The organism is Sphingomonas sp. S6 (assembly GCF_043498045.1).
Taxonomy (GTDB): Bacteria; Pseudomonadota; Alphaproteobacteria; order Sphingomonadales; family Sphingomonadaceae; genus Sphingomonas.
Window position 1 is genome coordinate 120,008 of the sequence record NZ_JBIEOE010000006.1, and the last position, 21,755, is coordinate 141,762.

23 protein-coding genes are annotated in these 21,755 nt (G+C 67.2%); 7 read left to right on the plus strand and 16 right to left on the minus strand.

Translation table 11 applies throughout. The features are described 5' to 3' along the window. The first annotated feature begins 4 nt into the window (after nucleotides 1–4). Entirely contained in the window at nucleotides 5–481 is a 477-nt protein-coding gene (locus ACGVWT_RS11710; RefSeq protein WP_315462025.1) for an SUF system Fe-S cluster assembly protein, read from the plus strand. Further along, nucleotides 481–834: an iron-sulfur cluster assembly accessory protein gene (locus tag ACGVWT_RS11715; protein ID WP_116460871.1), complete on the plus strand. Its 354-nt coding sequence runs from the start codon at nucleotides 481–483 to the stop codon at nucleotides 832–834. The genes ACGVWT_RS11710 and ACGVWT_RS11715 overlap by 1 nt, the downstream gene beginning before the upstream one ends. Before the next feature lie 32 nt (nucleotides 835–866). On the opposite strand, the gene leuA is transcribed toward ACGVWT_RS11715, so the two are convergent. The 6 genes from leuA to miaA all read right to left on the minus strand — a co-directional run bounded on the left by leuA (nucleotide 867) and on the right by miaA (nucleotide 8,234). Then, on the minus strand, nucleotides 867–2,525 hold the full coding sequence (gene leuA, locus ACGVWT_RS11720; RefSeq protein ID WP_315462026.1) for a 2-isopropylmalate synthase: 1,659 nt from the start codon (nucleotides 2,523–2,525) through the stop codon (nucleotides 867–869). Between the two features lie 234 nt (nucleotides 2,526–2,759). After that, nucleotides 2,760–3,368, minus strand: a complete 609-nt coding sequence (locus ACGVWT_RS11725) for a YceI family protein (protein ID WP_315462027.1) — start codon at nucleotides 3,366–3,368, stop codon at nucleotides 2,760–2,762. 349 nt (nucleotides 3,369–3,717) lie between these two features. Further along, nucleotides 3,718–4,737 (minus strand): ketol-acid reductoisomerase, encoded by a 1,020-nt coding sequence (ilvC, locus tag ACGVWT_RS11730; RefSeq protein ID WP_116460874.1) that lies wholly within the window; start codon nucleotides 4,735–4,737, stop codon nucleotides 3,718–3,720. Nucleotides 4,738–4,870: 133 nt separating this feature from the next. Beyond that, on the minus strand, nucleotides 4,871–5,386 hold the full coding sequence (ilvN, locus tag ACGVWT_RS11735; RefSeq protein WP_315462028.1) for an acetolactate synthase small subunit: 516 nt from the start codon (nucleotides 5,384–5,386) through the stop codon (nucleotides 4,871–4,873). A 95-nt stretch (nucleotides 5,387–5,481) separates the two neighbouring features. After that, nucleotides 5,482–7,239, minus strand: coding sequence for a biosynthetic-type acetolactate synthase large subunit (ilvB, locus tag ACGVWT_RS11740; RefSeq protein WP_116460875.1), 1,758 nt, complete (start codon nucleotides 7,237–7,239; stop codon nucleotides 5,482–5,484). A 71-nt stretch (nucleotides 7,240–7,310) separates the two neighbouring features. Next, nucleotides 7,311–8,234 (minus strand): tRNA (adenosine(37)-N6)-dimethylallyltransferase MiaA, encoded by a 924-nt coding sequence (gene miaA, locus ACGVWT_RS11745; RefSeq protein ID WP_315462122.1) that lies wholly within the window; start codon nucleotides 8,232–8,234, stop codon nucleotides 7,311–7,313. On the opposite strand from miaA, the gene serB reads away from it, so the two are divergent. After that, entirely contained in the window at nucleotides 8,233–9,108 is an 876-nt protein-coding gene (gene serB, locus ACGVWT_RS11750) for a phosphoserine phosphatase SerB (RefSeq protein ID WP_315462029.1), read from the plus strand. The genes miaA and serB overlap by 2 nt on opposite strands. Nucleotides 9,109–9,274: 166 nt before the next feature. Here serB and ACGVWT_RS11755 read toward each other — a convergent pair whose 3' ends face one another. Further along, nucleotides 9,275–10,288: an SPOR domain-containing protein gene (locus ACGVWT_RS11755; protein WP_315462030.1), complete on the minus strand. Its 1,014-nt coding sequence runs from the start codon at nucleotides 10,286–10,288 to the stop codon at nucleotides 9,275–9,277. A 151-nt stretch (nucleotides 10,289–10,439) separates the two neighbouring features. Here ACGVWT_RS11755 and ACGVWT_RS11760 point away from each other — a divergent pair, with 151 nt between their 5' ends. Genes ACGVWT_RS11760 through ACGVWT_RS11770 form a run of 3 tightly spaced genes read left to right on the plus strand, consistent with a single transcriptional unit; the run spans nucleotide 10,440 to nucleotide 12,976 of the window. Beyond that, entirely contained in the window at nucleotides 10,440–11,162 is a 723-nt protein-coding gene (locus ACGVWT_RS11760) for a ParA family protein (protein ID WP_315462031.1), read from the plus strand. 25 nt (nucleotides 11,163–11,187) lie between these two features. Next, nucleotides 11,188–11,622: a hypothetical protein gene (locus tag ACGVWT_RS11765; RefSeq protein WP_315462123.1), complete on the plus strand. Its 435-nt coding sequence runs from the start codon at nucleotides 11,188–11,190 to the stop codon at nucleotides 11,620–11,622. A 46-nt stretch (nucleotides 11,623–11,668) separates the two neighbouring features. Next, entirely contained in the window at nucleotides 11,669–12,976 is a 1,308-nt protein-coding gene (locus tag ACGVWT_RS11770) for a tetratricopeptide repeat protein (RefSeq protein ID WP_315462032.1), read from the plus strand. Nucleotides 12,977–13,001: 25 nt separating this feature from the next. Here ACGVWT_RS11770 and ACGVWT_RS11775 read toward each other — a convergent pair whose 3' ends face one another. From ACGVWT_RS11775 to wecB, 6 genes are all read right to left on the minus strand, one after another. After that, nucleotides 13,002–14,222: a dihydroorotase gene (locus ACGVWT_RS11775; RefSeq protein WP_315462033.1), complete on the minus strand. Its 1,221-nt coding sequence runs from the start codon at nucleotides 14,220–14,222 to the stop codon at nucleotides 13,002–13,004. Continuing rightward, entirely contained in the window at nucleotides 14,219–15,202 is a 984-nt protein-coding gene (locus ACGVWT_RS11780) for an aspartate carbamoyltransferase catalytic subunit (RefSeq protein WP_063689960.1), read from the minus strand. The genes ACGVWT_RS11775 and ACGVWT_RS11780 overlap by 4 nt, the downstream gene beginning before the upstream one ends. A 168-nt stretch (nucleotides 15,203–15,370) precedes the next feature. After that, the gene (locus ACGVWT_RS11785; protein WP_024310507.1) at nucleotides 15,371–15,619 is read right to left on the minus strand and encodes a hypothetical protein; all 249 of its coding nucleotides are present in this window, start codon (nucleotides 15,617–15,619) and stop codon (nucleotides 15,371–15,373) included. Between the two features lie 212 nt (nucleotides 15,620–15,831). Next, entirely contained in the window at nucleotides 15,832–16,593 is a 762-nt protein-coding gene (locus ACGVWT_RS11790) for a metallophosphoesterase family protein (protein ID WP_315462034.1), read from the minus strand. A gap of 85 nt (nucleotides 16,594–16,678) precedes the next feature. Continuing rightward, on the minus strand, nucleotides 16,679–17,977 hold the full coding sequence (gene wecC, locus ACGVWT_RS11795; RefSeq protein ID WP_315462035.1) for a UDP-N-acetyl-D-mannosamine dehydrogenase: 1,299 nt from the start codon (nucleotides 17,975–17,977) through the stop codon (nucleotides 16,679–16,681). Continuing rightward, nucleotides 17,961–19,097, minus strand: a complete 1,137-nt coding sequence (wecB, locus tag ACGVWT_RS11800; RefSeq protein ID WP_315462036.1) for a non-hydrolyzing UDP-N-acetylglucosamine 2-epimerase — start codon at nucleotides 19,095–19,097, stop codon at nucleotides 17,961–17,963. Before wecB ends, wecC begins: the two co-directional genes overlap by 17 nt. An 87-nt stretch (nucleotides 19,098–19,184) precedes the next feature. On the opposite strand from wecB, the gene galU reads away from it, so the two are divergent. Then, entirely contained in the window at nucleotides 19,185–20,054 is an 870-nt protein-coding gene (gene galU / locus ACGVWT_RS11805; RefSeq protein ID WP_315462037.1) for a UTP--glucose-1-phosphate uridylyltransferase GalU, read from the plus strand. Nucleotides 20,055–20,058: 4 nt separating this feature from the next. On the opposite strand, the gene ACGVWT_RS11810 is transcribed toward galU, so the two are convergent. From ACGVWT_RS11810 to dut, 3 genes are read right to left on the minus strand one after another with little or no spacing between them, the layout of a single operon-like run. Further along, nucleotides 20,059–20,811 (minus strand): molybdopterin-synthase adenylyltransferase MoeB, encoded by a 753-nt coding sequence (locus tag ACGVWT_RS11810; protein ID WP_315462038.1) that lies wholly within the window; start codon nucleotides 20,809–20,811, stop codon nucleotides 20,059–20,061. Nucleotides 20,812–20,833: 22 nt separating this feature from the next. Continuing rightward, the gene (locus tag ACGVWT_RS11815) at nucleotides 20,834–21,229 is read right to left on the minus strand and encodes a hypothetical protein (RefSeq protein ID WP_315462039.1); all 396 of its coding nucleotides are present in this window, start codon (nucleotides 21,227–21,229) and stop codon (nucleotides 20,834–20,836) included. Then, entirely contained in the window at nucleotides 21,226–21,669 is a 444-nt protein-coding gene (dut, locus tag ACGVWT_RS11820) for a dUTP diphosphatase (protein ID WP_315462040.1), read from the minus strand. Before dut ends, ACGVWT_RS11815 begins: the two co-directional genes overlap by 4 nt. Between the last annotated feature and the right edge of the window lie 86 nt (nucleotides 21,670–21,755).

Sequence of the window (21,755 nt, forward strand, 5' to 3'; positions counted from 1 at the left end):
TCGGATGAGCGATACGATCCGTATCGAAGAGGTGGACGCAGTCGAAACGCCGCCGCGCGCCCGCGTCGAAGACGCTGTTGGACGGCGCGTCGAGGATGCGGCCGAGCCGCGCCAGCGCGACTATCTGTCGGGCTTCCTCCAGCAGCAGCCGCAGGGCGATGCGCCCGGCGAGCCCGGCGGCGCGCTGTACGAAGGCGTGATCGACGCGCTCAAGGAAATCTACGACCCCGAAATCCCGGTCAATATCTATGATTTAGGCCTGATCTACGGCGTCGAGGTGACGGCCGAGGGGCAGGCGGTGGTAACGATGACGCTCACCACGCCGCACTGCCCGGTGGCGGAATCGATGCCGGCCGAGGTGGAGATGCGCGTCGCCGCGGTGCCGGGCATCGCCTTCGCCGACGTCAACCTCGTCTGGGATCCGCCCTGGGACCCGCAGAAGATGTCCGACGAGGCTAAACTCGAATTGGGGATGCTGTGATGGCCACCACGCTTCGTCAGCGCCCTGCGCCGCTGATCCTCACCGCATCGGCGGATGCGCGCATCGCCGACCTGATGGCGCGCGCGCCCGACGGCGCGATCGGCGTCAAGCTGTCGACCCCGCGCCGCGGCTGCTCGGGCCTCGCCTATTCGGTCGATTATGTCACTGAAGCCAAGCCGTTCGACGAGCGGATCGAGACGCCCGGCGGCACCCTGTTCGTCGACGGCGGGTCGATCCTGTATCTCGTTGGATCGACGATGGACTGGGTGGAGGACGATTTCACCGCGGGCTTCGTCTTCAACAACCCCAATGCCAAGGGCGCCTGCGGCTGCGGCGAGAGCTTCACCGTCTGAGGCGCCACCCCGGGGGGGCGCCTCCTGGGGTTTCAGGCGCGGTTGGCGGCGCTGAGCACCGCGCGGACCGAGGCGGTGGCGATGTCGGTATCGAGGCCGACGCCGAACACGGTGCGGCCATCGGCCGTGCGGCATTCGACATAGGCCGCGGCCTGCGCATCGGCGCCATGGCCGATGGCGTGTTCGCTATAGTCGACCACGTCGAGGTCCGGCCCGGTCGTTTCGCTGAGCGCTGCAATGACGCCCGAAATCAAGCCGTTGCCGCGACCAGAGATCGAGCGCTCCTCGCCGTCCACTGCGACACGACCGACGAACAGCCGATCCCCGGCGGTGCCGCGCTCCTCGTAATCGCGCAGCACGAACCGATCGCCCTCGCGGGGCAGGTAGGTCGCCTCGAACCGCCCCCAGATGTCGGCGGCGCCGAGTTCGCGGCTGGTTTCGTCGGCCAGCGCCTGCACATGGCGGCTGAAATCGGCCTGGAGGCGCTTGGGCAGCTTCAGCCCCTTGTCCTGTTCGATCACCCAGGCGACGCCGCCCTTGCCCGACTGCGAATTGACGCGGATCACCGCTTCGTAGCTGCGGCCGAGATCGGCGGGGTCGATGGGCAGATAGGGGACTTCCCACGCCTCATCATTCTGTTGTTCGCGGGCCGCAAACCCCTTCTTGATCGCGTCCTGATGGCTGCCCGAAAAGGCGGTGAACACCAGCTCGCCAGCATAGGGGGTGCGGGGATGGACGGGAATGCGCGTCGCATATTCCACCGTCTTCACGATGGCATCGATGTCCGACAGGTCGAGCCGCGGGTCGACGCCTTGCGTGTACATATTGAGCGCGACGGTCACGAGATCGCAATTGCCGGTGCGCTCGCCATTGCCGAGCAAACAGCCTTCGACGCGATCGGCGCCGGCCATCAGCCCCAGCTCCGCCGCGGCGACGCCGGTGCCGCGATCGTTGTGGGTGTGGAGCGAGATTACCACCGCCTCGCGGTTCGGAATGTTGCGGCCGAACCATTCGATCTGGTCGGCATAGACGTTGGGCGTCGCGCACTCGACCGTCGCGGGCAGGTTGAAGATGATCGGCTTGTCGGCGGTGGGTTGCAGAACGTCCATCACCGCCGCGCAGACCTCGACCGAGAAATCGAGTTCGGCGGTCGAGAAGGTTTCGGGGCTGTATTCGAAACGCCAGTCGGTGTCCGGGCGCTTGGCGGCCTCGTCGCGCAGTACCTTCGCGCCCTCGATTGCGATCCGCTTCACCTCGTCGCGGGTCATGCCGAACACGATCTTGCGCCAAGCCGGCGAGACGGCATTGTAAAGGTGGACGATCGCCTGTTTGGCGCCGTCCAACGACGCGAAGCTCGTTTCGATCAGGTCGCGGCGCGACTGCGTGAGCACCTGCACGAACACGTCGTCGGGGATGCGATCGTTCTTTACCAGACCGCTGATGAAGTCGAACTCGGTCGCGCCGGCGGACGGGAAGCCGACCTCGATCTCCTTGAGACCCACCTTCACCAACAGGTCGAAGAAGCGCGTCTTCTTTTCGGCGTCCATCGGGTCGATCAGCGCCTGATTGCCGTCGCGCAGGTCGGTCGACAGCCAGCGTGGCGCCTGGGTGATCACCCGCGACGGCCATTGCCGGTCGGGGAGGTCGATGGTGGGGAAGGGGCGATATTTGGTCGAAGGATCGCGAAGCATGGGGAGTCCCGTCGTCGGCCGCGGCACGCGCGCGGCAAGGTGGCGCTGAAGCGTTATCCGGCCCTTAGGGGAGCGTGCATGAGCAGTGGCCGCCCCTAAGGGCGGGTAAGTCGCAGAATGGTGGCGGCGCTCATCATCACGGCTGCGTCATGACGGAGCGCGGCGGCTTTGTCCACCCGCCAAACGGGCGGTGCGTGCGGAAAAGTTTCAGGCTGTCCCGCACGCACACGTGCTTTATTGCGCGGAGAAGGCCGCGTTGATGTCGAGCTTCACGTCGTCGGCGACGACGGGCAGGGCATAGCCGAGGCCGAAGTCGCTGCGCTTGATCATCGCGGTGCCGCGGAAGCCGAAGTTCAGCTTCTTGCTCATCGGGTTGGTGCCCGCACCGACGAAGGTCGCGTCGATCGTCACCGGCTTGGTGACGTTCTTGATCGTCAGATTACCGGTGATCTTGGCGCGATTGCCGTTGGCGACGACCGAGGTCGAGACGAAGCGTGCGGTCGGATAGGTGGCGGCGTCGAAGAAGTCCTTCGATTCCAGATGATGCTTGAACTGCTCCGACGTGGTGGACAGCTTGTTGATCGCGAACGTGACGTCGAGCTTCGTCGCGGCGGGGCGCTTCGGATCGATGGTCAGCGAGCCGCCTTCCGCGCCGAACTGGCCGGACAGCATGCTGAAGCCCATGTGGTTGAGCGTCCACGTCACCTGCGTGTGCGCGGGGTCGACGGCATAGGTGCCGGCGGTCACGGCGGCGGCATTGGCCGAGCCGGGCAGGCCGGCGGGGGCCTGTGCGATGGCGGGCACGGCGGCAGCGGCCAGGACGGCGGCGAGAATCAGGCGCATGTGGTGGGTCTCCCTGGGAACAATCGTTTCGCGTTTGACCACAACGCTGCGCAGGGGAAAAGTGCCGGTTCGGAAACGGTTGGTTGCTTTCGACGTGTACGAAAGGTCACAAAAGTCACGCCGAGGAGGGTATTTTTCGAAGGCAGTGATAGCGCGCTTGAAAGCAGTGCATGGTTTCGCGCGACGATCGGCCAATGGGCCGTCACACTACCATACAATCCGGAACATTTCAAGAACGAATCGGTGGAGGGCGCGTCTTGGCGAGCGTTCCGTGCCCACCCTGACCCCGTCGCTGCCCTAGGCGTCTCTTCCCTCTCCCAATAGGAGAGGGAAGGAGCCCGCGAACCGCTTAGTTCTTCGCCTTGTCGACCAGCTTGTTGGCGCCGATCCAGGGCATCATGGCGCGCAATTCGGTGCCGACCTTTTCGATCGGATGCGCGGCGGCCTGCTTGCGGCTGGCCTTCAGCTCGGGCTGACCGGCGCGGTTGTCGAGGACGAAGTTCTTGACGAAGCGGCCCGACTGGATGTCGGCGAGCACGCGCTTCATTTCCTTCTTCGTTTCCTCGGTGATGATCCGCGGGCCGGTGACGATGTCGCCATATTCGGCGGTGTTGCTGATCGAATAGCGCATGTTGGCGATGCCGCCTTCATACAGCAGGTCGACGATCAGCTTGGTTTCGTGGAGGCATTCGAAATAGGCCATTTCAGGGGCGTAGCCCGCCTCGGTCAGCGTTTCGAAACCCGCCTGGATCAGGTGGGTGATGCCGCCGCACAGCACGGCCTGCTCGCCGAACAGGTCGGTTTCGCATTCCTCGCGGAAGTTGGTTTCGATGATGCCAGACCGGCCGCCGCCGACGCCCGACGCATAGGCGAGCGCGACGTCATGCGCGTTGCCGCTGGCGTCCTGATGGATCGCGATCAGGCAGGGAACGCCGCCGCCGCGGACGTATTCGCTGCGCACCGTGTGGCCCGGGCCCTTGGGCGCGATCATGATGACGTCGATGTCCGCGGGCGGCTCGATCAGGCCGAAATGCACGTTGAGGCCGTGCGCGAAGGCGAGCGCCGCACCGGGCTTCATATTGCCCTTGAGGTCCGCGTCCCAGATCGCCGCCTGATGCTCGTCGGGCGCCAGGATCATGACGATGTCGGCCCACTGCGCCGCTTCCTTGTTCGACAGCACCTTGAAGCCGGCGTCGATCGCCTTCTTGGCGGTCGCCGAGCCTTCGCGCAGCGCGATCGCCACGTCCTTGACGCCGCTGTCGCGCAGGTTCTGCGCGTGGGCGTGGCCTTGTGACCCGTAGCCGACGATGGCGATCTTCTTGTCGGTGATGAGGTTCAGATCGGCGTCGCGATCGTAATAGACCTTCATGGCAATATCCCTTTCGTAATGTCCGTCATGCCAGCGCAGGCTGGCATCTCGTGGGGCAGGGGCAGTGCGCTCTTACCCGGAGACCCCAGCCTTCGCTGGGGTGACGATGGTTGTGTGGAGTGGGTGTGGTGGGTCAGGCCGCCTCTTTGCCGCGGGCGATGGCGACGATGCCGGTGCGGGCGACCTCGATCAGGCCGACTTCGCCCATCAGTTCGACGAACTTGTCGATCTTTTCGATCGATCCCGTCACCTCGAACACGAAGCTGGTCGTCGTCGCATCCACCACGCGGGCGCGGTAGACGTCGGCGAGGCGCAGCGCCTCGATCCGGTGATCGCCGGTACCGGCGACCTTCACGAGCGCGAGTTCGCGTTCGACATGCGCGCCCTGCGCGGTCAGGTCGGTCACCTTGTGGACGGGCACCAGTCGGTCGAGCTGGGCGATGATCTGTTCCATCGTCGCCGGCGAGGCGCTGGTGACGATGGTGATGCGGCTGACGGTCTTGTCGGCGGTGATCTCGCTGACCGTCAGGCTTTCGATATTATAGCCGCGTGCGGTGAACAGGCCGGCGATCCGGGCAAGAATGCCGGGTTCGTTATCGACGATGACCGCCAAAGTGTGGCGTTCGGTGGCTTCGGTCTTGATGTGCATCCGGATCGTCACCCCAGCGAAGGCTGAGGTCTCCCTGTTATGTAAACGCGCTCTTGCGGGTCGGGACCCCAGCCTTCGCTGGGGTGACGGTCAGGTCACACCAGCGCTTTCGCCTCGTCGTCCATCGTGCCGCTGACCTCATTGGCCTGCAGGATCATGTCGGTGTGCGCGGCGCCGCTGGGGATCATCGGGAAGCAATTGGCGAGCTTCGCGACGCGGCAGTCGACGATCACCGGGCCGTCGTGGTCGAGCATCGCCTGGATGCCGTCCTCCAGCTGATCGCGACTGTCGATCAATATGCCCTTCCAGCCGTATGCCTCACCCAGCTTCACGAAGTCGGGCAGGCTGTCCGAATAGCTTTCGGCATAGCGGCTCTCATAGGTCAGTTCCTGCCACTGGCGGACCATGCCCATATATTCGTTGTTGAGGATGAAGATCTTGACCGGCAGGCGATATTGCGTCGCCGTCGCCAGTTCCTGGATGTTCATCTGGATGCTGGCTTCGCCGGCAATGTCGATGACCAAGGCATTGGGATTGCCGAGCTGCGCGCCGATTGCGGCGGGCAGGCCGTAGCCCATCGTGCCGAGACCGCCGCTGGTCAGCCACTTGTTCGGCTTTTCGAAACCGAAATGCTGCGCCGCCCACATCTGATGCTGGCCAACCTCGGTCGTGATGATCGGATTGCGGGCGTGCGTCGCCTCCCACAACGCCCGGATCGCGCGCTGCGGCATGATGTCGCTGGCGGTTTCGGGGAAGTCGAGGCAGCCGACCGCGCGCCAACCGGCGATGCGGCGCCACCAGTCGGTGGTGTCGGGCTTGGGATGCTGGCGCGCCTTCCAGATGCGGACCATGTCCTCCATCGCGTGGCCTGCATCGGCGATGACGGCGAGGTCGACGCGGACGTTCTTGTTCACGCTGGACCGGTCGATGTCGATATGGACCTTGCGGCTGTTCGGGCTGAACGCGTCCAGTCGCCCGGTGACGCGATCGTCGAAGCGGCTGCCGATCGCGATGACCAGATCGGCCTGGTTCATCGCCATATTCGCCTCATACGTCCCGTGCATGCCGAGCATGCCGAGGAACTGTTGCGACGAGGCGGGGAAGGCGCCGAGGCCCATCAGCGTCGAGGTGACCGGCGCGCCCGAGATACGGGCGAGCTCGATCAGCAGCTGCGACGCCGCCGGACCCGAATTGATGACGCCGCCGCCGGTGTAGAGGATCGGGCGCTCGGCGGCGGCGAGCATGTCGACGACCTGCTCGATCTCGCTTTGCGGCGCCTTGACGCGCGGGCGATACGTTTTGTGCTGGATCGGGCCGGGCTTGGTATAGCGCGCGGTCGCGACCTGGACGTCCTTGGGAATGTCGACGACGACGGGGCCGGGGCGACCGCTGGTCGCGATATGGAACGCCTCGTGGATCGTCGGCCCCAGCTTCGCCGGGTCCTTCACCAGATAATTATGCTTGGTGCAGTGACGCGTGATGCCGACTGTGTCGGCTTCCTGGAAGGCGTCGGTGCCGATCAGCCCCGTTGGGACCTGGCCGGTGATGACGACCATCGGGATCGAATCGAGCAGCGCATCGGTGATGCCGGTGACGGCATTGGTGGCGCCGGGGCCGGAGGTGACGAGGACGACGCCGGGCTTGCCGGTCGACCGCGCATAGCCCTCCGCCGCATGGGTCGCCGCCTGTTCGTGGCGGACAAGGATGTGCTTGATGCGCGTGCCGTTGGCGTTCGCCCGGAACATCGCATCATAGATCGGCAAGACTGCCCCGCCGGGGTAGCCGAACACGACCTCCACGCCGAGATCGCACAGCGCCTCGACCAGGATGTCTGCTCCGCTCTTTTCGCCCACGGTTCGTCTCCACCAGAATTGCGTTTGGTGCGGCGCGGGTAGCCGGGCGAACCGGGAGGGTCAACCCTTTTCTATAATAAACTTGCTATGGCGACATCTATTTCATTCGAATCTGTCGCAACGTGCCAATCTTTGGGCGGTTGATGGCGAAACCAGGTATATTGCCGTTTCGCGTAGCGTCGCGTGTCGAGTTGGACCTGCGCCAGTGCGGCGTCGCGCGTGATCGCGTCGCGCAGGTATTCGCCGATCGGCGGCACGCCGATCGCCCGACGGATCGGCGCGTCGGCGGGCAGGTCGTGGCGGGCGAGCAGCGTGGCCACTTCCTTGATCGCGCCATTTGCGAACATCGCCTCGCAGCGGGTGTCTATCCGGTGGAACAGCGCCGAACGGTCGGGGAGCAGGACCGCAGCGGCGAGCCGGATGCGGTGGCCGATGCCGCCGACCCGTTGCGCCTGCCAGTGCACGAGCGGCCGGCCGGTTGCGCGCACCACTTCCAGCGCGCGCGCCACGCGCGTGGTGTCGGCGGGGGCGAGGCGGGCGGCGGCGGCGGGGTCTTCCTGAGCGAGGAGACGATGCGCCTCGGCCACCGGCAGCCCGCGGACTTCGGCGCGGATGGCGGGGTTGATCGGGGGTACGGGCGCGATGCCGTCGAGCAACGTGCGCATGTAAAGGCCGGTGCCGCCGACCAGGATGGGCAGGCGGCCTTCGGCATGGACTGCGTCGATCGCTGCGCGCGCCTCTTCGGCCCAACGCGCGGCGGAATAGGTCGCATCGGCGCCGTCGACATGGCCGAACAACCGGTGGGGCGCTCGCGCCTCCTCGTCGACATCGGGGCGGGCGGTGAGGATGCGGAGATCGGCGTAGACCTGGCTCGCGTCGGCATTGATGACGACGCCGTCGTGGCGTTCGGCGATCCGGATCGCCGCAGCGGACTTGCCGCTGGCGGTCGGCCCTGCGATGAGCGCGACGCTCGGTTTGGGGTGGGAGACGGACATGTTCACGGCGACGCTCATAGGCGAAGCGCTGACGCGAGGCGACCTGTCGGCCGCGGTCGACCGGCTGGCGAATGCGGGATGCGCGCCCGACGCGGCGGTGTGGCTGGACGAGAGCGTCGCGGCGGATGTCCTGTTTGCTCGCGACGCGGCGGCGGGGCGCGGGGCGCTGGAGGGCGCGTTCGCCGCCACCGACGTTATCGTTCAGCCGACCGCGTCGCGGCGGAAAGCGCTGCTCGTTGCCGACATGGATTCGACGATGATCACCGTCGAATGTATCGATGAACTCGCAGACTATGCCGGGATCAAGGCGGAGGTGTCTGCCGTCACCGAGGCGGCGATGCGCGGGGAGCTTGATTTCGAAGGCGCGCTGGACGCCCGTGTTGCGCTGCTCGAAGGGCTCAGCGAAGACGTAATCGCGCAGTGTCTGGCCGAGCGGGTGACGATCATGCCGGGTGCCAAGGCGCTGGTGCGGACGATGCGCGCGCATGGCGGGCATGCGGTACTGGTGTCGGGCGGCTTCACGCGGTTCGCCGAGCCGGTGGCGGCGGAGATCGGTTTCGACCGGGCGATCGCCAATGTCCTGCTCATCGAAGACGGCAGGCTGACGGGCAAGGTCGCCAAGCCGATCGTGGGGTCGGCGACCAAGGAGGAGACGCTGCGTGCCGCGATTGCGGAGCGTGGAATCGATCCCGCGCTGAGCCTGGCGGTGGGGGACGGTGCAAACGATCTTGCGATGATCGGCGCGGCGGGGCTGGGCGTGGCCTATCATGCCAAGCCGATCGTCGCTGCCGCCGCGGCGGCACGTGTGGATCACGGGGATCTGACGGCGCTGCTGTACGCGCAGGGGTATGTGCGACAGGATTGGGTAGCGTAAGCGGCTGGAGCCGCGCCAAACCTCCCCGTCACTGTGGAGGTATTGCGACCTACGTAGACGCGGGATGTCGCTGGAGGCTCAGGTCGCCCCCTCGCCGCGGAGTGGACCCCGGAACCAGTCCGGGGTGACGGGGTGGGGAGGGGGGGGGCTCTGAACCTCGCCGACGTTAGGGCGCCACCACCACGCAGGACAGACCCGATGCCGCGCAGGCCTTCTGCGCCGCCGCCTTGTTGGCGAAGCCGCTGGCCTGCAGCCGGATCACGTTGCCCGCCTTAGCGTAGACGGGCTGCGCGCCACCCAGCTTGCCGCGGACGCGCGCCCATTGCGTGCTGGCATTCGCCTGTGTGCTGAACGCGCCGAGCTGGATCTTCCACGATCCGCCCATGGCGGCGGGGGCAGCGGCGGCGGCCGGCGCTTTGCGGATCGGCTCATGCGGCGCGATCCGATCATTGACCGGGCGATCGGGCGAGCGCTGGTGCGGCGGGATGACGTCCTCCGGCTTGCGCGGCGGCGTCTTCGCGGGACGGGGCGCTTCGACGGTGCGGGAGGGCGGGACGCTGGTCGTCGCCACGGCGGTGTTGCGCTGGGCGGCAGGCGGCGCACTGCGAAGCTCGTCGCGATAACGCTGGGCCAGCGCCGTGCCGCGCTCGCGATCGGCCGGAGTGATGTACTGGTCCATCTGCGCGAGCGTTTCGGACGCGGCCTTGAGCCCCGCCTGCGAAGCCAGCGTCATCAGCGCATAAGCTCGCGGATAGTCGCGCGGCACGCCGTCGCCGTTGAACAGCATCGTGCCGAGCACCAGCTGCCCGCGCGGCTCGCCGCGGGCGACCGACTTTTCCAGCCACGGCGCAGCCTCGGCCTTGCGGCCCGACTGGAACAGCGCGAGCCCGTAATTGTCCTGTGCCTGATAGTGACCTTGGAGCGCCGCCTTGCGGAACCAGCTTTCCGCAAGTGCCGGATCGACCGGCACCCCGCGCCCAAGCTTATACGCCTGGCCGAGGTTGAACTGCGCATCGGCGTCGCCCGCCACCGCCGGCCCGCGCCATTGTGCGACCGCGCCATCATAGTCGCCGCGACCCCAAGCGTCGACGCCCGCCTTGACGCTCTGCGCTCCCGCCGGCGTGGCGAGCGCCATGCCCGCCGCCAGCGCCGCGCGCGCGAGTCCACCGAAGTTCCGCATTCCGCTGCCCTTTTCGATCCCGTGTTGCCGCCACCATGCCCCGCCAGACCGCGCAAGGCAAAGCGGCATCGCCGCACACTGTCCCATTAACGGGTTCTTAGCCTCGATCTGACAGGTATCGCGACAGATTTGGACGGTTCGAAGGGAAGCTATGCGCGTCCTCGCGGTGGCATCGCAAAAGGGTGGGTCGGGCAAGACGACCTTGTCGGGGCATCTCGCCGTGCAGGCGCAGATGGCCGGCAACGGCCCCGTCGTGCTGATCGACATCGACCCGCAGGGCAGCCTGTCCGAATGGTGGAACGAGCGGACCGCCGACTTTCCCGCCTTCGCGCAGACCACGGTCGCGCGGTTGCAGGCGGATCTGGAGGTCTTGCGGCAGCAGGGTTTCAAGCTGGCGGTAATCGATACGCCGCCTGCGATCACCATGGCGATCCAGAGCGTCATCTCCGTGGTCGAACTCGTGGTCGTGCCGACCCGGCCCAGCCCGCACGATCTGCGCGCGGTGGGTGCGACCGTCGACCTGTGCGAGCGGGCGGGCAAGCCGGTGGTGTTCGTCATCAACGGCGCGACGCCGCATGCCCGCATCACCAGCGAAGCCGCGATCGCGCTGTCGCAGCACGGCACGGTCGCCCCCACCACCATTCACCAGCGCACCGATTTCGCGGCATCGATGATCGATGGCCGAACCGTGATGGAGGTCTACCCGGACGGACGATCGGCCGAAGAGATCGCGGAATTGTGGACGTTTGTCGCCGATCGCCTCGAAAAGAATTTCCGCCGGACCGTGTTCAGCGTGCCGAATGCGTCGGGCCATGCCGGTTTCGGCGCGCGTCCGGCAGGCGGTGGCTTCGGTCGCCGGGTGATCGGGGGCTGATCGCGTGACCGCTTCGCCCAAGCCTATGGCAGCCTTGTCGTCCGGCCTGCTCGCCCGCAAGGGACAGGCGCGGCCGGCGATGCGCAGTGGCGCGCTGATGAGCTTTCCTCCCAGCCAGAGCGACGATCTCGGCTGGAACGACATGGGGGCGGGAGAGGGCGTGCCGCCGGTATTGGTGCAGCGCGACCTGCTGGAAGCGCGCATCGGCAAACCCGCTGCCGTGGCCGAGGTCTCCCTGGCCGCGGCACATCGCATCCGCCGCGAGACGCAGACCGAGGGCCAGACGGCCTTGGCGCTGCGCATCGATGCCGATCGGCATCTGCGGCTGCGGTTGGCCAGCGCCATCACCGATCGATCCGCACAAGACCTACTGACCGACGCCCTCGACGCGCTGCTCGTCGCGGTGCCCGAGGTCGATACGCTCGTCGCGCAATTATCGCGCGCAAGGACTCGGCCATGACCCGGCCGCACCGCACCAGGGTCGCGAAACACTGGGGGTTTATCCGATGACACCGCGTCTCATCCTGTCGCTCGGCCTGTCCGCGCTCGTGCTCGGCGGCACGATGGTCGGCTGTACCGCGACCGGCAACCACCTTGCCAAGGCGAGCGACCGCGCTGCCGCACGTTCGGCCAAGGCGGCGCACCGCGACGCCGAAAAGGCCGCGCGCGCGCTGGCGACGCGGGACCCGTCCGCGGTGGCTTATGCCGAAAGCGCGGTATCGCACGCGCCGCGCGACGCGGGCTATCGCATGCTGCTGGGCCAGGGCTATCTGCAGGCGGGGCGCTTCGCATCGGCGCGCGATACCTTTGCCGATGTCGTCGACCTGATGCCGAGCAACGGCAAGGCCGCGCTGAACCTCGCGCTCGCGCAGATCGCGACAGGCGACTGGTCCGCGGCGCGCGCGACGCTGGACGCCCATGCCAAGGATATCCCCGCGGCCGACCTTGGCCTTGCCACTGCGCTGGCCGGCAATCCGGCGGGCGCGATCACGATCCTCGATGCTGCGGCGCGCGCGCCGGGCGCGACCGCGAAGATTCGCCAGAACCTCGCGCTGAGCTATGCGCTCGCCGGGCGCTGGGACATGGCGCGGATCGCCGCGGCGGCGGATATGTCGTCCGCCGATCTCGACGCACGGATGGAGCAATGGGCCGCCTTCACCCAGCCGAAAGGTGCGCCGGATCAGGTCGCGAGCCTGCTCGGCGTGCGGCCGGTTGCCGATGCGGGCCGGCCGGTGGCGCTGGCGCTCAACGCGCCGACGCCGGTGACACCGATGCCGGATGCGCCGGTGCAGACTGCCGCGGTCGAGACGCCCGCTCCGGTCGCGGCTGAGGCGCCCGCACCGGCTGCCCAATTCGCGAAGGTCGATCTCCCACCGCAGCACGAGGCGGTGCAGCCATCGCCGACGATGCTGATCCGCGCCGATGCCATGCCGGCCAAGCTGGCGCTTGCCGCGAGCGGTCGGCGCCATGTGGTGCAGGACGTGCCTGCGGCGACGCCGTTCGCCCGTGCCGCGCCGACGGGTGACTGGTTCGTCCAATTGGGTGCGTTCAGCAACCCGGCGGTGGCCCGGTCGGGCTGGACCAATGCGACCCGCCGTTTCGCCTCGCTGTCCGGTCATCAGCCGACGGGCGCGCGCTTCGCCGCCGAACAGGGGTCGCTGTACCGTCTGTCGGTGGGTGGCTTTACCCGCGATACGGCGGTGCAGATGTGCCGCGCCTATCGCGCCAAGGGCGGCGCATGCTTTGTCCGGCGCGAGGCGGGCGACCGCATCGCGCAATGGCTACGGACGCCCGTACAATTGGCGTCGCGCTGACGGGCAAGGTGGGAGCGCGGGTCGCCTAAGCGATCTCGCGCCCGCCCTTCCAAACGCGCAGCACCCGGCCCTGTACGGGTAGACCGTCGAAGGGCGTATTGCCTTCGGAGGCGAAGGCGGTGCCATCGACCTGCCAGGGCGTTTCCGGATCGAACAGCATCAGGTCCGCCGGCTGCCCGCTGGCGAGCGTGCCCGTCTCCAGTCCCAGCACGCGCGCGGGGTTGACCGACAGCATCGCCAGCAGCCGTTCGAGCGGCAGCAGCCCGTCACGCACCAGCATGAGCCCCAGCGGCAACAGCGTCTCCGCGCCCGCCATGCCGGCCGCCGAATCGACGAAGGGCATGCGCTTCGCCTCCGGTCCGTGTGGATCGTGGCCGGAACACAGCACATCGATCGTCCCGTCCGCGATCGCGGCGCGGGCGGCCTGCCGGTCGCTCTCGCTGCGCAGCGGCGGTGAGACATGCGCGTAGGTGCGAAAATCGCTCATCGCGATATCCGACAGATGGAGATGGGCGGGCGTGATGCCGCAGGTGACGCGTACGCCGCGACGCTTGGCGGCGCGGATCAGGTCGAAGGACGCAGCGGTGGTCGCCTGCCGGATGTGCAGCCGGGCGCCGGTTTCCTCCGCCAGCATCAGGTCGCGCGCGACGGCCAAGGCTTCGGCGATGGCGGGGGCGGCGGGCAGGCCGTGCCGCGTCGCGGTCTCGCCATCGGTCGCGACGGCACCCGCGGTCAATGCGCCATCTTCGGCATGAGCGACGACGGCTATGTCGAGGTCACGGGCGTAGGCGAGGACGCGCAGCATCACACCGGAATCGGCGATCCAGCCGCGCCCCGTGCCGACCGCGCGCGCGCCAGCGGAGGCGCAGATCGCCATTTCTGCCATCTCGGCCCCGGCCAGGCCGCGCGTCGCCGCGGCGATGGGGTGAATCCACAGGTCTGGTTTACCGATCAGCGCGGCGCGCTGGACGATACCGGGATCGTCCAGCACCGGATTGCCATCCGGCATCAACGCGACGCGGACGATGCCGCCGGCCCGGAAGGCGGCGCGATCGATGCGGAATACGCCGAGGTCGACGATGCCGGGGCTCAGCGTCTTGCCGCCGCAATCGACGATGGTGGCATCAGCGGGCAGCTCGATCGTGCCGCTGGCGACGATCGCGCCGTCGCGGACCAGCAGGCTGCCGCCGCGGACGCCGCCGGCGGGGCAGGCGAGGCGGGCGTTGGTGAAGGCGATCGCGCTCATGCCCAGCCCTCCACCTTGCGTGCGCGTCGCGTGAGCACATCGAGGCAGGCCATGCGTACCGCCACCCCCATTTCCACCTGTTCGGTAATCGCCGATTGCGGCCCATCCGCGACGCTGGAATCGATCTCGACACCGCGGTTCATGGGGCCGGGGTGCATGACCAACGCGTCGGGTAATCGAGCGATTCGCTCGGGCGTCAGGCCGTAGCGCAGCCGGTATTCACGGCTTGACGGAATGTAATCGCCCGCCATCCGCTCGTTCTGCACACGCAGCATCATCACGACGTCGGCACCGACCAGCGCCTTGTCAAAATCGGTGAAGGGCGTGACGCCCATCCGCTCGATCGCCTTGGGCATCAGCGTCGAGGGGGCGCAGACGCGGACCTCTGCGGCCAGCGCGGTGAGCGCGAGGATGTTCGATCGCGCGACGCGGCTGTGCAGCACGTCGCCGCAGATCACCACGCGCTGGCCGGCGATGCTGCCACGGCGGCGGCGGATGGTCAGCGCGTCGAGCAGCGCCTGCGTCGGATGTTCGTGGCGACCGTCACCGGCGTTGAGCACCGGGCAGTCGACCTTGTCCGCGATCAGCCGCACCGCGCCGCTCGCCATATGGCGGATGACGATCACGTCGGCGCGCATCGCGTTCAGTGTCTGCGCGGTGTCGATCAGCGTTTCGCCCTTCTTCACGCTCGACTGCGCGGCATGCATGTTGACGACATCAGCGCCCAGGCGCTTGCCCGCGATTTCGAAGCTCAGCAGCGTGCGCGTGCTGTTTTCGAAGAAGGCGTTGATCTGCGTCAGGCCGTCAAGGCGCTTGTCGGGCGCCGCATGATTGCGGTTTGCGGCGATCCACGTTTCCGCCTCGTCGAGCAGAAAGGCGATCTCATGCGGCTGAAGGCCGTCGATACCGGTCAGGTGCCGGTGCGGGAAAACGGCGCCGCCCGGAAGCTGGGCGGCGGGGCTGTGATCGGAGGCTTGCATCAAGTCGCCCGGTTAGCGGGCGTCCGGGGCAGGGGCAACCGGGAAGGGCTGGGAACGCGTCGATCCGGCGCTGTGCCGCGGTGGCAGGCCGAACGTCCCCGGCAGACATCGGACAAAAAAATAGCGGCCCGAAGACCGCTATTTCCCAACCGAAGTTGTCAAAGCAACTTAGTTGCTGTCAGCCTTGCCGCTGTTGTCGTCAGCGACGACGACGATGCCAGCAGCAACGGCTGCGACCGCCAGAACGGCGATCAGGATGCCGCCGCCGGCCAGCTCGTTCTTCTTGCCCGACACCGAACCGGTGCGGACCGACTTGGCGACCGACAGGCTCGCCGCCGGATTCGCCGGAGCGGCAACCGCCGGAGCAACCGCCATCGTCGCAGCCGCAGCGGCCATCAGATACTTCCCAAGACGCATAAAAACTCCCTCTTCAAGTTCGTCACGGTCGCCCTGCCATAAACAGGTAAACAAGACAACCACTCACGCCGGCCGTTTACGCTCGCGGACAGCATTTCATACGACACCGGACGATGCCGTCTCCGCGGTCATAGCAGGGGTCGGTCCGGCATGACCCCCCCCATATGCCGCGCCTCCAACGCCTGATCGGGCCAGAGTATCCCTTCAACCCGTCAGCCGACCTGCACGGTCCAGCGCTCGGTACCCTGGAGCCCCAGAGCGGTCAGTCGGCCGGTCTGGTAGGCGCCCGTATCGACGCCGATGCGATAGCCCTGCACGTCCAGATTTTCGCTGATCGTGTGGCCGTGGACGATCACCTTTTCCAGTGGGCCGTTGTGATTGAGAAACGGCTTGCGAATCCAGCGCAGGTCGGCGCTGCGCTGGGTCGACAGATCGGTATCGGGGCGGACGCCGGCGTGGACGAAGGCATAATCGCCGATGACGATGAGGTCCTCGAATCGCTCGACGAACGCCTGATGCTCGGCCGGCACGTGGCGCTGCATAGCCTGATGCAGTTCGTCATAGTCCATGCGGTCGTAATCGGTGGAATCGACGCCGTAGCTCAGGATCGTTTCGCGTCCGCCGATTCGGCAGAACATGCGTAGCGCTTTGGGATCGCCCTTCAGCGCATCGAGAAATACCTCTTCGTGATTGCCGAGCAGGAACCGGGTGGCGGGGCCTCCGGCTGCCAAACGGTACAACCGCTCGATGACCCCGGCCGAATCTGGGCCGCGATCGACCAGATCGCCGAGGAAGATCAGCGTCGTCCGAGCCGGTCCGCGCGTCGCTTCGTCCGCGTCGATTGCGGCGAGCAAGCGGCTCAGCTGATCGTCACAGCCGTGGATATCGCCCACCGCATAGACGCGTTCGCCATCGGGGATCGCAGGGGTGGGAGCGGCCGCCGCGCGGCGCCCCTGTAGCAACTTTTTGAGCATGAAATCCCGTCAGTCGAGCAGGCAGGGCAGATAGGGCGCCGTACCGGTGGCGGCAACACCCTGAACCCAGACTGACGGGCGGCGCCTATCCGGCGAGGCGGAGCGCGTCGCGTGGCGATCGGGGCGCGGGCTGGTCCGGCCAGATGCCGCGTGTGTCGAGCACCAGTTTGTCCGCGCGCTCCTCCAGCGGCACCGACCGGAACACGTCATGGTCGACCAGCACGATCATGATCGGGCAAGCATCGATCGCTGCGTCGATGTCGATCAGTTTGGCGCCATGGGCCTCCAGCGAGGCGGGGAGCCGGTCGGCGTAGGGCTCGACGATCGCCAGGCGTGGACCGAACCGTTCGCCCAGCGCCTCGGCAACGCGCAGCGCCGGGCTCTCGCGAAAATCGTCGATATTCGCCTTGAACGCGAGGCCCAGGCACGCGACCGGTGCGCCGGGGTGCGCCTCGATCAGCGCTGCGGCCTGGGCGATGACGTGATCGGTCTTGCCGTCGTTCACCAGTCGAGCGGTACGGATCAGCGGCGTGTTGGCGGGATCGGCATGGACGAGGAACCACGGATCGACCGCGATGCAGTGGCCGCCGACCCCGGGGCCGGGTTGCAGGATGTTGACGCGCGGATGGCGGTTGGCGAGGCGGATCACCTCCCACACGTCGACGCCCATCGTATCCGCGACGAGGCTCAGTTCGTTGGCGAAGGCGATGTTGACGTCGCGGAAGGCGTTCTCGGTGAGCTTCGTCATCTCCGCCGCGCGGGCGTTGGTGGTGACGCACGCACCGCGGACGAAGCGGCGGTAGAAGGTCAGCGCCTTGCGCGCGCAGCGTGGCGTGATGCCACCGATCACGCGATCGTTGTCGATCAGTTCCACGAGGATGCGGCCGGGCAACACGCGTTCCGGGCAATAGGCGATGGCGACGTCTGCAGCTTCGCCGGCCCGGCCGGGCACGCGCAGATCGGGGCGTAACTGGGCGAGCAGGTCGCGGACCCGCTCGGTCGTGCCGACCGGCGATGTCGATTCGAGGATCACCGTGTCGCCCGCCTTCAGCACGGCGGCGATCGTCGTAGCGGCGTCAAGCACGAAGCGGATGTCGGGCGCGTGATCGTCCGCGAACGGTGTCGGCACCGCGATGACGAAGACGTCCGCCGGCTCGATCGTCAGCGAAGCGCGCAGCGATCCTCGTGCGACCACGCCGGAGACGAGGCCGTCGAGGTCGACCTCCTCGATATGCACCCGGCCCGAATTGACCGTGTCGACCACTGATGGCGTGACGTCGACGCCCAGCACGCTCGCGCCAGTACGCGCGATCACGGCGGCGGTGGGCAGGCCGATATAGCCCAACCCGAGGACGACGACCTTCAATTCAGAGTCCGAAACCATCGGCGACGATCCTTGCGATCCGGCTGCTGGCATGACCGTCGCCGAACGGATTGTGGGCGCGGGCCATCTCCGCATAGGCCGCCTTGTCGTCGAGAAGGGTGAACACTTCGGAAACGATGCGCTCTTCGTCCGTGCCGACGAGGCGCGCGGTGCCCGCTGCAACCCCCTCCGGCCGCTCGGTCGTGTCGCGCATCACCAGCACCGGCTTGCCGAGTGCAGGTGCTTCCTCCTGCACGCCGCCCGAGTCGGTCAGTGCGATCGTGCAGGCGTCGAGCGCACGGATGAAATGCGGATAATCGAGCGGCGCGATCCGCGCGACGTTCGGGGCGGCGGGCAGAACGGCGTCCATGACGGCCGCGACATTGGGATTGGGGTGCATCGGGAAGAGCACGGCGACGTCCGGCCGTGCGGCGATCCGCGCGATCGCCCGCCCGATTGCCGCCATGCCGTCGCCGAAATTCTCGCGGCGATGCGTCGTGACCAACACGATCCGCTTGCCTGCGAAGCGCGTGAGTAATGGGGCGAGATCGCTGGCGAGGTCGGGCTGTTCGGTGATGCGCGCGCGGGTCCAGTGCAAAGCATCGATCACGGTGTTGCCCATGACATGGACGCCGGCGGTTACGTTTTCGCGCGCTAACGCCGCCGCCGCCGTCTCGGTCGGCGCGAAGTGCAGGTCGGCGATCGGGGCGACGATGCGGCGGTTCACCTCTTCGGGCCACGGGTGATAGATGTCGCCGGAGCGCAGCCCCGCTTCGACGTGCGCGACGGGAATCTTGCGATAATAGGCCGCGAGCGCCCCCACCATGGCGGTCGCGGTGTCGCCCTGGACGATGACGCGGCTGGGAGAGACGCGATCCATCACCTCGCCCAGTGCGATCAGGAGGCGCGCAGTAAGCCGGTCGAGCGACTGTCCCGGTTCCATGAGGTCGAGGTCGACATCCGGGGCGAGGCCCGCGATCGCGAGCACCTGATCGAGCAATCCGCGGTGCTGCGCGGTCACGCAGGTGACGACGTCCATGCCATCGACCTGTTGCAGTGCCCGGACGACCGGGAACAATTTGATCGCTTCCGGGCGGGTGCCGAAGATCACAAGAGTTCGGGGACGGCTTGTCGTAGTCATTCCCTACGGTTAGTGCGGCGCGTGTTAATAATCGAGTAAACGTTGGCGCCCTTTTTACCAGGCGTCACGCCAGGTTTAGGGAAACTCATGACGATCAAGCGCGTACGCAAGGCGGTTTTCCCGGTCGCGGGCCTCGGTACCCGGTTTCTGCCAGCGACCAAGGCGATGCCGAAGGAGATGCTGACGGTCGTCGACAAGCCGCTGATCCAATATGCGGTGGACGAGGCGCTCGAGGCAGGGATCGAGCAGATCATCTTCGTCACCGGCCGCGGCAAGCATGCGCTCGAAGACCATTTCGACATCGCCTACGAACTGGAAGACACGATGCGTGCGCGGGGCAAGAGCCTCGATATCGTCAACGGCACGCGCATGAAGCCGGGCAGCCCGGTCTATATCCGCCAGCAGGAGCCGCTGGGTCTCGGTCACGCCGTCTGGTGTGCGCGGGAGATCGTCGGCGACGAGCCGTTTGCGGTGCTGTTGCCCGACGAGTTGATGGTCGGCACGCCAGGCTTCGTCGCGCAGATGGTCGCGGCCTATGAAAAGGTCGGCGGCAATATCGTCGGGGCGTTGGAAGTGGCCGACAGCGAGACGGACAAATATGGCATCATCTCGCCGGGGAGGGTCGACGGACGGCTGACCGAGGTCACGGCGCTGGTCGAAAAGCCGGCGAAGGGCACCGCGCCGTCCAACCTGATGATCCCGGGGCGCTACATCCTGCAGCCGGAAGTGATGCGTATCCTCGAGCGCCAGGAAAAGGGTGCGGGGGGCGAGATCCAGCTGACCGACGCCATGGCGCAGCTGATCGGCCAGCAGCCGTTCCACGGCTTCACCTTCGATGGCGCACGCTACGATTGCGGGGACAAGGCGGGCTATATCCAGGCGAACCTGGCACTTGCGCTGGCCCGACCGGATATCGGACCGGCAGTGCGCAGTTTCGCGCAGACGCTGCTGGGCTGATCCGTCAGCCGCCGCAGGTGCGGCAGCCGGGGTCCTTGGGCAGCGACAGGGTGCGGAAGCGCAGGTCGAGCGTGTCGGCGAGCAGCAGCTTGCCGGCCGCATCCGTGCCGAAGGGGTGTAGCGCGCGCAAAACCTCGAGCGCAGCCAAGCTGCCGATCATGCCGGCCATCGGCCCCAAGACGCCGTCCTCGGAGCAACTGACGCCTGCTCGTTCGGGATCGTCGCCGACGAAACAGCGATAGCAGGGTTTGTCCGCTTCCCAGCCACGGAACACGCCGAGCTGCCCGTCAAACTGGCCGATCGCCGCCGACACCAACGGCACGCGCGCGGCATAAGCACCATCCGCCACGGCGAGCCGCGTGGCGAAATTGTCGCAGCCGTCCAGAACGACATGCGCATCGGCGAGCAGGGGCGCGATCGACGTGGCATCGATCCGTCGGCATATCGCATGTGCCTCGACATGCGGGTTAATCCGCCGGGCGGCGGCGCCGGCGGTGTCGGCCTTCCGGTGCCCGATGTCCCCGGTGGTGTAGATCGTCTGGCGTTGCAGGTTGGACAGATCGACCGAATCGTCGTCGACGATCGTCAGCGTGCCGATCCCGGCTGCGGCGAGATACTGGATCGCGGGCGAGCCGATTCCCCCCGCGCCGATGACCAGCACATGCGCCTGTCGCCAACGCTGCTGACCGGCGCCCCCCACGTCCTTCAGGATGATATGGCGGGCGTAGCGAGTGAGTTCGGCGTCCGACAGGATCACGCGCAGCGGCTCGACCGGCGCGTCATTGCGGCCATGAGAAGGTCAGGCTGGTGCGATACCAGTTGCCGGGATCGACGGCGCCAACGGGTGTGCCGTTGCGCATCATGCTCGACACGAGGCCGGCGGAATATTGCTCGACCGATGGGCAGCCGATGGCACGGGGGACGATGCGCCGCGGCTGGGAGGTGGTGGAGAACAAGACGGCAAGATCGACCTTGAGCGTCCAGCCGGCGGCCGTCTGGATCGCGGCGGTGCAGCGACCGGCCTGGACCTCGCTCCGCACGAACGCGGACAGGTTTACGCCGTCATCGAAAACCCGGGTCGACGGCAGCGGGCGCAAGGTGCTCCAGTCCTGCGGCGGCATCGGTGCGGGCGATGCGACGGCAAGCTGCGCTGCAAGGAACCATGCGATCATCATCGTCCAGTGGACCCGAATCCTCCGCTACCACGCGCAGTATCGTCCAAAGTTTCAACACTTTCCAGTGTCGCGCGCTGGACGCGGGCGGGCACGATCTGAGCGATCCGGTCGCCGCGCGCGATCGGGAACGGGGCGTCGCCCAGATTGATCAGAATCACCTTCACCTCGCCACGATAATCGCTGTCGATCGTCCCCGGCGTGTTGAGGCAGGTGATACCGTGTTTCAGTGCGAGCCCAGATCGCGGGCGCACCTGAACCTCGAAACCGTCAGGGATCGCGAACGCGAAGCCGGTAGCGACCGCCGCGCGCGCGCCGGGGGCCAGGGTCAATGCCTCGGCCGCAACGACGTCCATGCCGGCCGCGCCATCGGTGGCATACGCAGGCAGGGGCAGGCCTTCGCCATGGGGCAGGCGCTGGATACGGATCGAGATGGCGGTCATGGCGTCGCTCTTAGCGCCCCGGCGCGGGGCTTGTCGAATGTGGCACGATCAGCCGTTGTGGACGATGGCCAGCGTGTTGCCCGTCG

What these genes read in the sequence shown, in the direction of transcription:
- ACGVWT_RS11760 (WP_315462031.1), top strand. Translation starts at nt 10,440, where the DNA reads ATGCGCGTCCTCGCGGTGGCATCGCAAAAGGGTGGGTCGGGCAAGACG.
- ilvC (WP_116460874.1), bottom strand. Translation starts at nt 4,737, where the DNA reads ATGAAGGTCTATTACGATCGCGACGCCGATCTGAACCTCATCACCGAC.
- ACGVWT_RS11775 (WP_315462033.1), bottom strand. Translation starts at nt 14,222, where the DNA reads ATGAGCGCGATCGCCTTCACCAACGCCCGCCTCGCCTGCCCCGCCGGC.
- wecB (WP_315462036.1), bottom strand. Translation starts at nt 19,097, where the DNA reads ATGACTACGACAAGCCGTCCCCGAACTCTTGTGATCTTCGGCACCCGC.
- ACGVWT_RS11770 (WP_315462032.1), top strand. Translation starts at nt 11,669, where the DNA reads ATGACACCGCGTCTCATCCTGTCGCTCGGCCTGTCCGCGCTCGTGCTC.
- wecC (WP_315462035.1), bottom strand. Translation starts at nt 17,977, where the DNA reads ATGGTTTCGGACTCTGAATTGAAGGTCGTCGTCCTCGGGTTGGGCTAT.
- galU (WP_315462037.1), top strand. Translation starts at nt 19,185, where the DNA reads ATGACGATCAAGCGCGTACGCAAGGCGGTTTTCCCGGTCGCGGGCCTC.
- ilvN (WP_315462028.1), bottom strand. Translation starts at nt 5,386, where the DNA reads ATGCACATCAAGACCGAAGCCACCGAACGCCACACTTTGGCGGTCATC.
- ACGVWT_RS11790 (WP_315462034.1), bottom strand. Translation starts at nt 16,593, where the DNA reads ATGCTCAAAAAGTTGCTACAGGGGCGCCGCGCGGCGGCCGCTCCCACC.
- ACGVWT_RS11755 (WP_315462030.1), bottom strand. Translation starts at nt 10,288, where the DNA reads ATGCGGAACTTCGGTGGACTCGCGCGCGCGGCGCTGGCGGCGGGCATG.
- ACGVWT_RS11815 (WP_315462039.1), bottom strand. Translation starts at nt 21,229, where the DNA reads ATGATGATCGCATGGTTCCTTGCAGCGCAGCTTGCCGTCGCATCGCCC.
- dut (WP_315462040.1), bottom strand. Translation starts at nt 21,669, where the DNA reads ATGACCGCCATCTCGATCCGTATCCAGCGCCTGCCCCATGGCGAAGGC.
- miaA (WP_315462122.1), bottom strand. Translation starts at nt 8,234, where the DNA reads ATGTCCGTCTCCCACCCCAAACCGAGCGTCGCGCTCATCGCAGGGCCG.
- ACGVWT_RS11765 (WP_315462123.1), top strand. Translation starts at nt 11,188, where the DNA reads ATGGCAGCCTTGTCGTCCGGCCTGCTCGCCCGCAAGGGACAGGCGCGG.
- ACGVWT_RS11725 (WP_315462027.1), bottom strand. Translation starts at nt 3,368, where the DNA reads ATGCGCCTGATTCTCGCCGCCGTCCTGGCCGCTGCCGCCGTGCCCGCC.
- ACGVWT_RS11715 (WP_116460871.1), top strand. Translation starts at nt 481, where the DNA reads ATGGCCACCACGCTTCGTCAGCGCCCTGCGCCGCTGATCCTCACCGCA.
- leuA (WP_315462026.1), bottom strand. Translation starts at nt 2,525, where the DNA reads ATGCTTCGCGATCCTTCGACCAAATATCGCCCCTTCCCCACCATCGAC.
- ACGVWT_RS11780 (WP_063689960.1), bottom strand. Translation starts at nt 15,202, where the DNA reads ATGCAAGCCTCCGATCACAGCCCCGCCGCCCAGCTTCCGGGCGGCGCC.
- serB (WP_315462029.1), top strand. Translation starts at nt 8,233, where the DNA reads ATGTTCACGGCGACGCTCATAGGCGAAGCGCTGACGCGAGGCGACCTG.
- ACGVWT_RS11785 (WP_024310507.1), bottom strand. Translation starts at nt 15,619, where the DNA reads ATGCGTCTTGGGAAGTATCTGATGGCCGCTGCGGCTGCGACGATGGCG.
- ACGVWT_RS11710 (WP_315462025.1), top strand. Translation starts at nt 5, where the DNA reads ATGAGCGATACGATCCGTATCGAAGAGGTGGACGCAGTCGAAACGCCG.